Origin of the sequence: Streptomyces sp. NRRL B-24572 (assembly GCF_002156145.1) — a bacterium.
In the GTDB taxonomy this organism is placed as follows: Bacteria; Actinomycetota; Actinomycetes; order Streptomycetales; family Streptomycetaceae; genus Streptomyces; species Streptomyces vietnamensis.
Map to the genome: position 1 here is coordinate 1 of NZ_MWIG01000500.1, position 13,756 is coordinate 13,756.

Here is a 13,756-nt window from a genome sequence, read left to right on the forward strand (position 1 = left end):
CCCGGTGGCCACCGGGCTGCCCCAGGCGCTGGTGGTGTCGGAGACGTACACCTCGTACTGGCCGATCCGACCGTTAACGCCCCCGTCCTGCCGGGGCAGATAGCCGAGACCGTCGACCCGGTAGCGGGCACCGAGGTCGATCTGGATCTCGTGGGGGAGGGAGGCCACACCGTCGCTCCACTTGGTGTGCCACATCGTCGCGCTGTTCCCGTCGATGGCGTTGGCCGCCGCGTACTGACTTCCGGCCTGCACGCTGTCCGCGTAGGTCACGGACCAGGCGGCCCGAGGGATCGGCGCGGAGTCGGAGGGAATCGGCCCGGCGGGCGCGACCGTGATGCCCGCCGCCTTCACGGTGAACGCCCCGGATCGACTCCCGGCCTTGATCCAGAGCACCCCCGACCGATCGTTCCCGTCGAAGTACCAGCCGCTCTCCGCGGCGTCGTAGTCCGCCTTGTCGCCGAGCGCGGAGAGGGTCGTCGTACCGATCGTCACCGCACTGGGAGCGGTGGCGGTGTGCAGGCTGAACTCGTACCCGCGTGAGGTCGTCTTGCCGGTGTAACTGCCGTCCCTGGCCCCAACGGAGACGGTCACGTCGCCGGTGCCCGAGGCGGGTGCCGTGACGTCGACCTGCTGCCGTGCGTACGCGCCGTCCTCGTGAGCCCGTGTGACCCCGTCGTCCTCGTACAGGCTGAACGAGGAGTCGCCGCGCGGGTACACGTCGTACGTCAGGGTGGACGCCGCCTTCTCACCGCTGTAGTTCATCTGCGGCCACATCGGCACGATGGCACCGGACTTGACGAACAGCGGCAGTGTCTTCAGCGGTGCCGCGTATCCGTTGAGCCAGCCGGGCCCCTCGTAGACCTTCCCGGTCCAGTAGTCGGTCCAGCTGCCTTCGGGCAGATAGATGCCGTCCCTCACCTCGGTGTCGCTCACGACCGGCGCGACGAGGAACGAGTCTCCGGCCATGAACTGACCGCTCGTGAGGTTGCCACGTGCGACCGGGTCGTCCGGGTACTCCAGCACCATCGCCCGGGTCGAGGGCACGCCCGTCTCGTGCGCGGTCCTGCTCATCGTGTACAGGTACGGCATCAACCGCATCTTCAGCTGCAGGTACGTCCGGTTGATCGACAGGTACGGCTCGCTGAACCGCCAGGGCTGCTTGTCCTGGTATCCGGCGGACGGGTTGGTCGCACCCCATCCTGACATGGTCATGAACGCCGGGGTGAACGCCTTCCACTGCAGGTCCCGCGTGTACGTCTTCGGGCTGCCCCCGAAGATCCCGTCCACGTCCCCGGTGGCGTAGTTCAGGCCTGACAGCCCCGCACCCGCGATGGAGGGGACGTGCCACCGCATGGCGTCCCATGTGCCGCTGGTGTCCCCCGTCCACACGACGGCGTTGCGCTGGGTGCCGGCCCAGCCGTCGACGGTCCAGACGAATCTGCGGGCGTCGGAGTTGTCCTCGATGCCGTCCACCGCCTCCTGCACGCCGGTGAACGCCGTCTTGTACCCGCCGCCGATCCACGCCACGTCGGTCTTCACGGCACGCGAACCCGCGGTTCCCACCTCCCAGTCGATGTTCCCCAGCCCCGTCGAGGTCCAGAGGCCGGTCTTGAAGCCCTTGCCCTCAAGATCGCTGACGGTGTCCGGCAGGTCGGCATAACCACAGCCGTAGCCGTCGTTGGGCAGGAACCATCCCGACGGCATGTCCGCATTCCGTGCGGCCGTCGCATACCCGACCACGTCCGGCGTGGTCTGGTGACCCAGCCGGTCGTGGTCTCCCGTGTACGAAGGGTTGGAGGCGTTGAAGCAGTCGGCGTTGCCCAGTTCCAGGCCCCAGATCGGCGCCAGGAACGGCTTGCCGGTGACGTCGGTGTATCCGCCCAGGACGTCCTTCAGCGAGTCGCCCGCGAAGTACCAGGCGTCGAAACGAAGCTCGTTGTGCGTCAGGTCCGTCGGCGCTCCGAAGTCGTAGGAGCCCGGGGCCCAGGTGTTGCGCATGACGCCGTAGCCGTTGGTGGACATGTAGAAGGGCGCCGGGCTGGCGTTGGTCCCCTCGGTCCACTGGTTGGAGACCGCGACGGGCACCGTCTTGTCGCGCAGGGCCCAGTCCCCCAGGTGGAGTCCGGTGCCGTAGAACTGCTCGTCCGCGGCGCGGTTCAGGTGCTGGGTGGTCTGCGAGGTGGTCCAGCTGGTCGGCTCGGACTCCGACCACACCAGCGTGGAGTCGTCGGCCTTGTACAAGGCGAACTTCAGGGGCGACTTGTTGATGTGCAGGCTGATCTCCGAGGTGGAGACGCGCCAGTGGTCATCGGCGTCGGTCAGTGTGGCGCCGACCGCGCCGAAGTCGGTGTCGGTCGCGAGGTCGGTGCCGGCGGGGTCGTCAGTGAACGTGCCGGTCGGGGACAGCCAGATCCGGAAGACGTCCGCACGGGCGACGGTGACGCGGGCGGCGGCCTCGCCGGAGGTGCTGATGGTGAAGGTGTCACCGGACTGGCTGACCGCGGTGGCGTCGCCCGCCGTGGCCGCGGAGGCCGGGCTCGCCGGGCCGAACACCGCCAGAAGAGCAGCGATGAGCGAAAGACTCAGGACGGCGGAGACGCGCCCGCGGCAGCGTCTTCTCGCACTGGGATGGGTGGTGGGCAGTGCAGCACTCACTCGGTGCCTCCCCTGGAGGTCTCTGTTCCACCGCGCGGTGAACGCGCGAGTCCGTGAGGTTGGTGCTGTGCCCTGCCATGGCAGCAGACCGGAATTTTGACGTCAAGTGACTGAAATTGCCTATCTATAAGCAACTTCAAGCAGAGGAACTTGACTTACGCGCACCAAACGAACACGGCCGCGCCTGTGACGGGCGTTGATGAGGGGCTGAGCGCCCTGTCCAGCGCCCTCCTCACGCCGTGACCAGCGCCATGCCTCGCCACCGGGCCCACAACCGCCGAGCGAGCGCTCCGACAAGCACACGTGCCGCGTGATCCCGCAGTCGACAGAGGGAGGGCCGTCTCGTGTTCGACGTCGCGGTCACAGCGCACCAGGCTTGCAGCACTGTTCGCTCAGTCTTCGGGCCTGAGGACCAGACTGATGAGGGCGGTGGCAATCAGGTCGAGGCGGTCAGGGACGGAGGCGTAGAGGACGTAGCAGCCCTCGCGACGGGTGGCGGTGAGTCCAGCCTGGGTGAGCTGGTGGGAGTGGCGGGAGATCACGGAGGGGAACAGGCCGAGAAGGGTGGTGAGTTCCTTGGTGGAGCGGCTCCGGTTGGCGAGGTGGACCATGACCTGCAGGCGTGGGGCGGCGGCCAGGGCCCGGAGCGCGGTGAGGGTGCCTTCATGGCCGGCGGGGCGAGCGAGGGAGGACGGCGCGAGAGGCAGGGCCGGGTAGGTGATCCGCAGGGGCCGGGGGCGTCGCAGGTGGCGCCCACATGGGGCCAGGCGTAGCGCGCGGTTGTCCAGGACGTTGAGGAGCGTGGTGAGCGCCAGCAGGCCGAGGACGGCAGCGTTGGCGGCTCCGCTCGTCGTCGGCGGCGAAGGGTCCCCACCGACTAACTGGAAGCCCGGCCAGACCGCGGGGAGCACGACCTGGAGCGCGAGGGCGGCGGCCGCCACGACGACGATCCGCCCGATTACCATGATCCACCCCGCGTACCAGCCGAAGGCCGGGGTGCCGAGCCGGCTCGCCCACTGGTAGATCGCCCCCGATATGGGCATCCGGGCCGCGAGTTCGGCGAAGCAGGCGGCGACGAGGAACTGGCCGACGAGGACGACGGGCCAGGTCCAGAAGAAGCCCGGACCCCCGAAGGAGTAACCGAGGGAGAAGAACTGGAAGACCGTGGTCAGTACGGAGATGAAGGAGAACCCGGCGGCGAAGGAGGCGTACCGCCCCATCCGGCGCCGCAACTCCTGGGGGGTAGCCGAACGCGGCGAGCGAGCCGTCGCCCGCGGCGCCCGGGGAGGGAGGTGCCTGCCGAGCGGGATCGGTGGTGGCGGTCATGGCCGTCCCCTGTCGCCTAGGCGAGTTCCTGCGAATACCTGTCGGGCTCGCGACCGTGTCTCCGCCGTTAGCGACCGCTCTCCTGACGCCCCGTCCGGCCCGAGGGCCGTAGCGCCGGTGCTTTCGCCCCGGGAACGCGACGGTGCCACCGCTCCGAGGAGCGGTGGCACCGTCGTGTCGTCAGCGTGGGGTCACCCGACCGGAATCGCCCTGGGGAGCGCCGTGTCCACGGTGTTGCCGCTCCGGTCCTCCGCCGCGACGCGGACGCCCAGGAAGCCACCGGACCTCAGCGCCGTGTGCGGTGCGAGGAACCGGTACGCGCCGTCCTCGCCGAGGACGGGGACCCGCTGCCAGGTCACACCGTTGTCGGCGGTGACCCAGGCGCGCACCTCGCTCAGGCCGTCGACCGCGCCCGTGACGTCGGCCTTCACCAGCAGCGGAAGGCCGGCCCGCGCCTGGTTCAGGTCGTTCAGCGGGGCGTCGAGCGCCACGTTGAGCAGGTTCACCGGAGTCGCCGCGTCACCCGTGCCGCCGGCGGTGAAGGTCCACCTGGACGCCGCCTCGCCGCCCATCGGGAAGATGCCGGCGGAGGTGTACGTGCGGCTCAACTCGTACGAGGCCTTGCCGGCGTCGGCGAAGGTCCTGTCGATCGACGAGCCCCGGTCGGCGACCAGGGTCCCGTCGCGGTACAGCCGTGTCGTGGTCTGTACGCGCTGGGGGAAGTTGAAGTCGCCGTTCTGCCCGACGCGCCCCTCCGGATCGACGGTGTCGTCCATCTTCAACTGGAGGCGGGCCCCGGTGGCCTGGCCCGTGGCGAGCACGGAGAACGGGCCGGTGAACCAGGTGTACTTCGTGGCGGTACCCGGCCGGTAGGTGAACGGGGCCGGCGCGTAGTTCATCGACACCCCGTTCTGGTTGCGGTAGCTGAACCGCAGCCATGTCCGGTCCTCGGCCTGGATGTACTCCGTGCGCTCCCGGGGAACGGTCAGGTAGGACGGCGAGGACACGTTGAGGCCGTTCAGACCGGTCCCGTAGACCGTACTGCCCTCCTGGTAGCGGAGCTTCTCGTTCATGCCCCGGTACGTCATGCGGACCTTGGCGAACGTCTCGACCTCGTCGCGGGTCAGCCGGCGCTCGGGATCGTCGCCGACCTCGGTCCGGGCGTAGGCCGCGTCGTAGAGGACATTCGTATCGCCCACGGCGGTGTCGCTGTCCGCGTCGGCGAGGCGCCACCGCTCGTTGAAGGCGACCTTGCCGAGGTGGGCCTCCGTGGTGGGCGTGATCCAGAGCGCGTCGCGCGGGAAGGCACCGTAGGCGCCGCCGGCCAGCATGCTGTGCCGGATGCCGTACCTGCCGTCGTCGGTCGTACGGGTAAGGTTGCCCACCATGAATTCGGGCCTGGTGTTCTCGCCCTCCACGGAGGCGGTCCAGCGGCGGGCCTTGCGGGCGTCGAAGACGATCTCGTTCGAACCGGCCGTCAGATCGGCGCTGACGATGGCGATCTGACGCAGTCCGTCGATGGTCATCCCGATCATCGCCAGGCCCATGTAGCGTCCCTCGGGAACCCGCAGGTCGCGGGTGCCCGCGGCGCCGATCTCCGCGTTCAGCGAGGCACCGCTGTCTGCGTTGAGCAGGGAGATCTGGGCAGGTGCGGGCTTGCCGGCGCGGTCCAGGGTGGTGACCTTGACGGACTGCGCCCGGTCCAGGAGCAGCGGGACCCGCAGCGCCTGGCCGCCACCGGCGGGAAGGACCGTCAGCGCGCCGGTGTAGGTGCCGGTGGGCGTGCCCGTGGCGTCGACGGTGAGGGTGACGTCGGTGGACTCGCCGGCGCCCAGCGTGACCGTGGGGTTCGAGAGTCTCAGCAGGCCGACCGGAGGGGTCGATCCGGTCGCTGCCAAGGTGCCCGTGAGGTCCAGGGTGACCGTCGCGGCGCCCTTGTTGGTGAGCTTCACGGAACGGGTCGCGGTGCCGTCGGTCACGTCGAGGCGCCCGAAGTCGAGGGCACCGGTGTCGGCCACGACGGTCTGCTTCAGCGCGGCGGGGAGGTTCACCACACCGGTGCCGACGTCGTACAGGGACTGGCCGTTCTGCGGAGCCGTCGTGGTGCCCATCAAGGTGTGCTTGAGCTGGTCCGGGGTCCAGTCGGGGTGCTCCTGGGCCAGGACGGCCGCGGCGCCGGTGATGTGCGGGGCGGCCATCGACGTGCCGGAGAGCGCCGTGTACGCCGGGTCGGACTGCACGGTGCCGATGTTCGTGCCGGTGGCGCGGGCCGCGACGACGTTGACGCCGGGGGCGGCTATCTCGGGCTTGACCGTTCCGTTGAAGGAGGGGCCACGGCTGGAGAACGAGGCGGTGCCGCCGGCGAAGTCCACCGCGGCGACCGACAGGGCGTGCGGGGCGATCGAGGGGGCGGACACGGTGCTGATGTTCGGACCGTTGTTGCCCGCCGACACCACGAAGAGGGTGTCGGACGAGGTGGCCAGCGCTTCGAGCGACTGGGTGACCGGGTCCCTGCCGTTGGTCGGGCCGCTGCCCAGCGACATGTTGACGACCTTCGCGCCCTGCGCGACCGCCCACTCCATCCCGGCGATGACCTGTGAGTCCGATCCGGACCCGTCGTCGCCGAGTACCTTGCCGATGATCAGGTCGGCCTCCGGTGCGACGCCGGACCGCAGACCCGGCGCCCCGGCGCCGCTGCCTGCCACGGTCGCCGCGACGTGGGTTCCGTGGCCCTGCTTGTCGAGCGTGCTGCCACTGCCCGAGAAGTCCCTGCTCGCACTGATCCGGCCCACGAGGTCGGGATGGGTCTGGTCGGCCCCGGTGTCGAGCACGGCGACCTTGACGCCCTTGCCGGTACGGCCGGACCGCCAGGCGGTGTCGGCGCCGATCTGGGTGAGGTTGCGGTCCAGCGCGTCGGCGTGGACCTTTCCGTCGAGCCAGATGCTCTCGACGCCCTTCAGCGCGCCCTTGGTGTCGAGGGCGTCACCGAGCTCGGCCGCGTCGTCCTTGTCGAGGACGGCCGTGCTCGCCTTCAGCGAGCGGAAATCGCGCTGGGCGGGCAGCAGACCGTCGTCGGCCAGCGCGTCCGGCCGCGCCGCGTCGGCGCGGCGCACGATCAGCGGCAGCGTCCCGGCGCGGGAGTCGTCGTACCCGTCGCGGATCAGGCCGTCGACGTTGAACAGCTGCGGGTCCAGGACGGAGCCCACCTTGCCGATGACGTCGCTCGGGTAGAAGTACGCGTCGCCGTCGATGTCCGTACGGGCGAGGACCGTACCCGGCGCCGAACCGTCGGCGGGCTCCGCGCTGTACGACTTCCTGCCGTCCGAGGTGGTGGTGACCGTGACCCGGTCACCCGTGACGAGGGTGACCGTACGGCTCACCGAGGCGCCGGACGGGGAGACGGCAGGGGTGGCGGCCGCGTCCGGCACGGGCCCCGCGGCCGCCGACGGCAGGGCCGCGGGCGAGCACAGGGCGGCGACGGTGATCGCCGCCACGAGTCGGGCACGGGCGGGGTGTCTCATGAGGTCTCCGGGTTCTGGAGGGGGGAGGAGGTCGGCGTGCCGGGCACGGAAGACGACGGCAGCTTGATGCGGTACGCACTCCGGCCGGCCGGCCCGTCCTCCTCGAGCAGCACGGTTCCGGTGAGCCGGCACCACGCGCGGAGGGAGGGACGGACCTGGGGGTTGGCGCTGTGCAGTTCCAGCACGCTGCCCTCGGGCAGCTCGCACCGGCGCCGCTCAAGAAGGTCGAGGATGCGCGCCCATGGCTCGCCCCCCGCATCGACGACGGCGCGGACCGAGTCGTCCGAAGCTGACGACTCAGGGAACGGGGCGCCGGACGACGCTCGGGACGAGGCAGCACACATGGGACGGTTCTTCCTGGACGGGCGGGAGTGCGGGCACGCTCACCCCGGGATTCCGGGGGTGGCCAGGACCGTAGGCAGCCCTCGTTACCCGCGCATTACCGCTCTTCCAGGAGGGTGGACGGACCGGCGCTCCGGGTGACGACCCGAGTCGCGGCCAGCTCCTCCGTCAGCCGTCGCATGCCTTCCAGCACCTGAGGGTCGCGGGCGAGTGGCATCGCGTCGGCGCAGGCCCTCAGCGCCTCCTCGGCCCGCGCGTGGCGCCCGCACCGCAGTTCGACCTCTGCGAGACCCACCAGCGTGTACGGCAGCACCCACGAGGCACCGAGCGAACGGGCCAGCCGCACCGCCGCATGGGACAGGGACGTCGCCCGGCGGTGGTCGCCCACCAGCAGCTCGGCGCCCGCCAGATTGCTCTGGTCGAAGGCCAGTACGGCAGGGTCGCCGGTGCGCCGGGCGACCGAGACGGCACGCCGCGCGAAGTCCCGTGCGGCCTTCGGCCGGCCCTCCTCGCGGGCCAGTTCGCCCACGACGGAGAGCGCGCTGGAGATCAGCGCCGCGTCGCCGGTCCGCTCGGCCGTGCTCAGCGCCGCCTCGGCCGCCTCGCGGCTCTCCCGTACCTGCCCGGTGACGAGCAGGGCGGCGGCGCGGGTGGTGAACGTGCGGGACAGCAGCGGATCCCGCTCCCCGGCGGGGAGCCCCGCGGTCTCCGACTCCGCGCGGCGCAGGGCCACGAGCGTCTCGTCGAAGTGCCCGGCGTGGAAGCCCAGCGCGCCGAAGGCGAGATGGAGCCGGGCACGCTCACCGGCCGTCGCCCGGCCGCGCGGAGCCCCCCGGAGCACTGCGAGACCGTCGAGCGGGCGCCCGGCACGGCCCAGGGCCTCTGCCAGACCAACCGCGGCGCGCAGCGCGCCGGAGGAGTCCCCGGCCGTCGTCAGATCCCGCAGCGCCCGCCTCAGCACGTCCTCGGCCTCGGGATAGCGTGCGGCGCGGCGCAGGACCTCGCCCCAGGCCAGCCGTGCCTCCCCCGCCGCCGCCCGGTCGGTGGCGTCCAGCCTGGCGACCAGTTCGCGGTAGTAGTCGCAGGCGCTGTCGTTGGCGTACAGGGCGGCCGCCCGGTCGGCGGCCGCCCGGAGGTAGGCCGGTGCCCGCTCGTCGTCGGCAACCGCCATGTGGAACGCGAGGGTGTCGACGGCGTCGGGACGCAGCCGCAACACCGCGTCCGCGTACGCCTGGTGGATCCGCCTGCGCGCGGCTCTGCTCAGCTGTTCCGCGCAGGTGAGTCGTACGAGTGGGTGACGGAAGGCGTAACCGAGAACGGCCCGGCCACCGAGGACGACATCGCGTTCCTCCACGATGCCCGATCCGGCCGCCGCGTCGAGGGCCGCCGTGACTTCCGGGCCCTCCAGCGGCGGATGGAGACCGGTGGAGGTGACGGCCTCGAGTTCGGTGAGCGCGACGGTGGTGCCGCCCGCGACCGCCAGGGCGGCCAGGGTGCGGCGGGCGTCACGGGGCAGGCGGGTGAGCCTGCTGCCGACGAGACGCCGGATGCCGTCGGGAACGGCGTCGGCGTCCGGCTCGGCGGTGGTGCGGTGCCGCGGTTCCATGCGCTCCAGGTCCGCTCCCGGGGTGCTCGTCAGTTCCAGGGCGAACAGCGGGTTTCCGAGCGAGAGCCGGAAGATGCGAGAGACCCTCCGACGCGCCTCCGCGGACTCGACGGAGCCGGAGCCCGAGCGGCCGGAGGAGTCCGTGCCGGCCGCGGAGTCCGTACCGACGGGGCGGCCCGCCGCGGCGGCGGCCAGTCCCGCGCAGTCGGCTCGGCTCAGACGCAGGAGGTCGACCTCCACCGCCATCCGTTGCCGCAGGATCCCGTCGAGCACCTGTCGCCGCACGTCGTCCGGTTCGAGGGTGTCGTCGCGGCAGGTGGCGATGAACCGCCAACGTCTGGCCTGGGTGGTGCGGACGAGATGGTGGAGCAGGCTCAGCGAACCCGGGTCGGCGGCGTGCAGATCGTCGAGCACCACGAGGACCGGCCGGGCCGCCGCCAGGTCGGTGAGGAAACCGGCGACGGCGCGGAACAGCCGAGCCCGCTCCTCCTCGGGGCTCGCGGCGGCGACCGGCCCCCCGCCCAGCGAGGGCAACAGGGTGGCGAGCCCCGTGTGTTCGGCGCCCACCCGGGAACGCTCCTCCGCACCGCACCCGGCGAGCCGGCCGTCGAGCGCGTCGACGAAGACCCCGTACGGCGTCTGCCCCTCTGCCTCGTGGCTCGTGCCCCACAGCACGCACACGCCCTCGGCCGCCGCACGGCGTGCCGCCTCCGCGACGAGCCGCGTCTTGCCGATGCCCGCCTCGCCGCGCACCACGACAAGCGGCGCGGCCCCGGTCTGCGCCGACACCACCGCGGGTTCCGGCACGGACCCACGCGCGTGCTCGACGAGGAGCTCCAGCGGGCGCTCCCGGCCGAACAGCGGCAGGCGTTCAGGGCGGCGAATCGCGGGCGGCAGCGGCGTGGGTTCCGGCAGGGTGCGCGCGGGCGGTGGGACGGTCCGGGCGTCGAGCGCGGCCAGGGCGGTCCTGTGCAGCGCCTCCAGTTCGGCGCCCGGCCGCACGCCCAGTTCCTCGGAGAGCGCCTCGCGACAGGCGTGGTACTGCCGGATCGCCTGGCGTGGCCGGCCCATGGCGCACCAGGTCCGCGCCAGGAGCAGGTGCAGCCCCTCGTCGGCGGGGAATCGGTCCAGCGCCTCGCGCAGCACACCGACGGCGTCGTCGGTGCGGCCTTCGGCCAACAGGCGCTCCGCCAGAGCCCGTACGAGCTGCTCGCGGAGCACCTCGATGCGGAGGCGACGTTCCCGCGCCCAGTCCGCGTACCGGTCCTCGGGAAGGAGCTCCCGGTCCAGGGAGGCCAGCGCCGCGCCGAGCACGTCGGGCGCACCCGAATCCAGCGCGGCCCGGGCGGACTCCTCCGCCTCGTCGGCGTCGACCCGTACCCGGTCCGCCGCCAGGAAGAGCACCTCGCCCTCCGCCACCACGTAGGAGGACGGAGTCCGGGGCGCGAGTTCCGGTTCCATGGCGTGGCGCGCGGCGTGGAGCGTGACCCGTAGATTCCGTACGGCCGACTCCATCGGGACGTCCGGCCACAGCAGCTCCATCACCTCCTCGCGATGGCGCCGCCGCCCCGGGGCCACGGCCAGCAGCTTCACCAGTGTCTGCGCGGTGCTGCGACGCCAACGCCGGGGAATCTCCACGCCGTCGTCACGGACCGCCCCGAACCCTCCGAGGAGGTGCAGGGTCAGCCGTGGAGCGCGCGGGGTCTCGGCCGGTCCTGACATGGCGCACACCTTAGCGATGAACGGTCTTTCGTACGACGAGGCTGTGCGCCCCTGCCGTCGTGGGCGCGACACCGTGGGCGGTGCGTCCGGACGACGTGCTTCCGGACGTCCGCGTGACCGGGGATCCCGCTCGTTCCTCCGTGGAGTCCCCGGTCGTGCCGCCGCCGCTGGAGCGACTCAGGCGATGTCGACGATCGTGCGCAGGGCCTCGCCGGTGTGCATCTGGCGGATCGCCTCGTTGATGTCCGTCAGCGGGACGTGGTGCGTGATCATCGACTCGAGGTCGATGCGGCCCGCGCGCCACAGGTCGATGATCGTGGCGTACGTGCGGCGGATGTCGTCGCCGCCGTAGAACGAGGGCAGGATCGCCTTCTCGTTGAGGACCAGTTCGGCCATGCTGATGTCGGTCGTGTCGGTGCGCGAACCGGCGCCGACGAGGCAGACCGTCCCCCCGAGGCGGGTGGCGTCGTACGCGGCGCGCAGCGTGCCGGCCTTGCCGACGGCCTCGAAGGCGTAGTCGACGCCGAAGCCTCCGGTGAGCCGCTTGACGGTCTCTGGCAGCTCCTCGGGAGCGATGGCCTCCGTGGCGCCGAACTTCAGCGCCCACTCGCGGCGGTTCGGCGTCGGGTCCACGGCGATGATCCGCGCCGCGCCCGCGACCTTGGCTCCCTGGAGGATGCTGATGCCGACGCCGCCGAGACCGATGACGACGACCGACGAACCGGGCTTGACCCTGGCCGTGTTGAGGGCCGCGCCGATGCCGGTGGTGACGCCGCAGCCGATCAGGGCGGCGATGTCGTAGGGCACGTCGTCGGGGATCGGGATCGCCGCGTAGGCCGCGATCACGGTCTCCTCGGCGAAGGTGCCGGCGCCGAGCATCCCGGGCACGGCCGTCTCCCCGCTGCGGAAGTTGAGGTGGGCGAGGTTGCGGTAGCCGCTGCGGCACAGGTGGCCGTCGCCGGCCCTGCAGGAAGGACAGGCGTCGCAGGGCGGCATCCAGCAGACGATGACGCGGTCGCCCGGCTTGACGTGCGTGACGCCCTCGCCGACCTCGATCACCTCGCCGGCGCCCTCGTGGCCGGGAACGAACGGGGCGGGGTGGGCGAGCACACCGCTCATGGCCGACAGGTCGGAGTGGCACAGGCCGGCCTTGTGTATCTTGACGCGGACGCGGCCGGGGCCGAAGGACGTCGACTCGACGTCGACGAGGTCCAGGGTCTCGTCACCGGTCTTGTGCAGGACTGCTGCGTGCATCATGTGCTCCTCGTGGCTGGGGAAGCCGCTCAGGCCCGGGCGGGGGCGGGCAGGTGGATGGTCTTGGTCTCCTGGTACGCGGCGAAGCCCTCGGGGCCGAACTCGCGGCCGATCCCGGAGTTCTTGTAGCCGCCGAACGGGCCGGCGACGTCGAAGCGCTGGCAGTTGACCGAATACGTCCCGGTGCGGATCAGCCGGGCGATCTCGGTGCCGCGCTCGTCCGTGCCCGCCCAGACCGTGCCGGCCAGGCCGTAGGGGGACTCGTTGGCGATCCGGACGGCGTCGGCCTCGCCCTCGTAGCGGATGAGGCAGATGACCGGGCCGAAGATCTCCTCCTGGGCGATGCGCATCCCGTTGTCGACGTCGCCGAACAAGGTGGGTTCGAGGTACCAGCCGGTGCCCAGGCCCTCGGGGATGCCGCCGCCGGTGAGCAGCTTGGCGCCCTCGTCCTGGCCGATGCGGATGTAGTCGAGGTTCCGCTGCCGCTGCCGCTCGGTGACCATCGGACCGATCTGCGTGGCCGGGTCGGACGGGTCGCCGACCCTGAGCGAGGCGACGGCCGCGGTGAGCTTCGCGGCGATCTCGTCGTAGCGGCTCGCCGGGGCGAGGACGCGGGTCAGGGCGACGCACGCCTGGCCGCTGTTGGCGAAGGCGCCCGTCACGAGGCTGGGCAGGGCGGCGTCGAGGTCAGCGTCCTCCAGGAGGATCGCCGCGGACTTGCCGCCGAGTTCCAGGGTGACGCGGGTGAGGTTCCGGGCGGCGGCGGCCATGATCTGCTTGCCCGCGCCGACCGAGCCCGTGAAGGCGACCTTGTCGACGTCCGGGTGGGCGACCAGGTGGGCGCTGGTCTCGCGGTCCGCCGGAAGGACGCTGAGCACGCCTTCCGGAAGTCCGGCGGCCTCGCACACCTCGGCCAGGAGGTAGGCGTCCAGGGGCGTCTCCGGGGACGGCTTGAGGACGACGGTGCAGCCCGCGAGCAGGGCGGGCGCGAGCTTGCCCGCGATGGTCAGCTGGGGCACGTTCCAGGGGGTGACGGCGGCCACCACGCCGACCGGCTCGCGGCGGATCAGGAGGGGGCCGGTGAGGCCGGGCCGCTCCTCCTCCGTCACCTGTCCGGCAGCGACGGCGAGGGTCGCGCCGAAGGTGGCGACGGCGCTGAGCGCCTGCGCGCGGACGGAGACGGTGAGGGGGCAGCCGTTCTGCAGGGTGATCAGTTCGGCGAGCTCCTGATGGCGCGCGAGGAGCCCGTCCTTGATCCGGGTGACGATCTCGATGCGCTCCGCCAGCGTCATCCGGGGCCACGGGCCGTGGTCGAAGGCTTCGCGGGCCG

Annotated in this window: 6 protein-coding genes and 1 pseudogene; all 7 read right to left on the reverse strand. The window is 71.8% G+C overall.

Annotated features, from left to right (window positions below):
* Window positions 1-2,655 (reverse strand): TIM-barrel domain-containing protein (locus tag CCN56_RS27765; RefSeq protein ID WP_218779458.1); only part of this gene is annotated, 2,655 nt, incomplete at its 3' end.
* Between the two features lie 770 nt (window positions 2,656-3,425).
* A pseudogene (locus CCN56_RS27770) lies at window positions 3,426-3,981 on the reverse strand (amino acid permease); the annotation flags it as partial.
* Between the two features lie 191 nt (window positions 3,982-4,172).
* A complete protein-coding gene (locus CCN56_RS27775; protein WP_086830675.1) occupies window positions 4,173-7,502 on the reverse strand; it encodes a S8 family serine peptidase in 3,330 nt (1,109 codons plus the stop codon).
* Complete coding sequence (locus CCN56_RS27780; RefSeq protein ID WP_086830677.1) at window positions 7,499-7,687, reverse strand: hypothetical protein; 189 nt, start codon at window positions 7,685-7,687, stop codon at window positions 7,499-7,501. The genes CCN56_RS27775 and CCN56_RS27780 overlap by 4 nt, the downstream gene beginning before the upstream one ends.
* A 254-nt stretch (window positions 7,688-7,941) precedes the next feature.
* The gene (locus CCN56_RS27785) at window positions 7,942-11,172 is read right to left on the reverse strand and encodes an AAA family ATPase (protein ID WP_086830680.1); all 3,231 of its coding nucleotides are present in this window, start codon (window positions 11,170-11,172) and stop codon (window positions 7,942-7,944) included.
* Between the two features lie 177 nt (window positions 11,173-11,349).
* On the reverse strand, window positions 11,350-12,426 hold the full coding sequence (locus tag CCN56_RS27790; RefSeq protein WP_086830682.1) for a zinc-binding dehydrogenase: 1,077 nt from the start codon (window positions 12,424-12,426) through the stop codon (window positions 11,350-11,352).
* 29 nt (window positions 12,427-12,455) lie between these two features.
* A partial coding sequence (locus tag CCN56_RS27795; protein ID WP_086830686.1) for an aldehyde dehydrogenase occupies window positions 12,456-13,756 on the reverse strand: 1,301 nt, incomplete at its 5' end.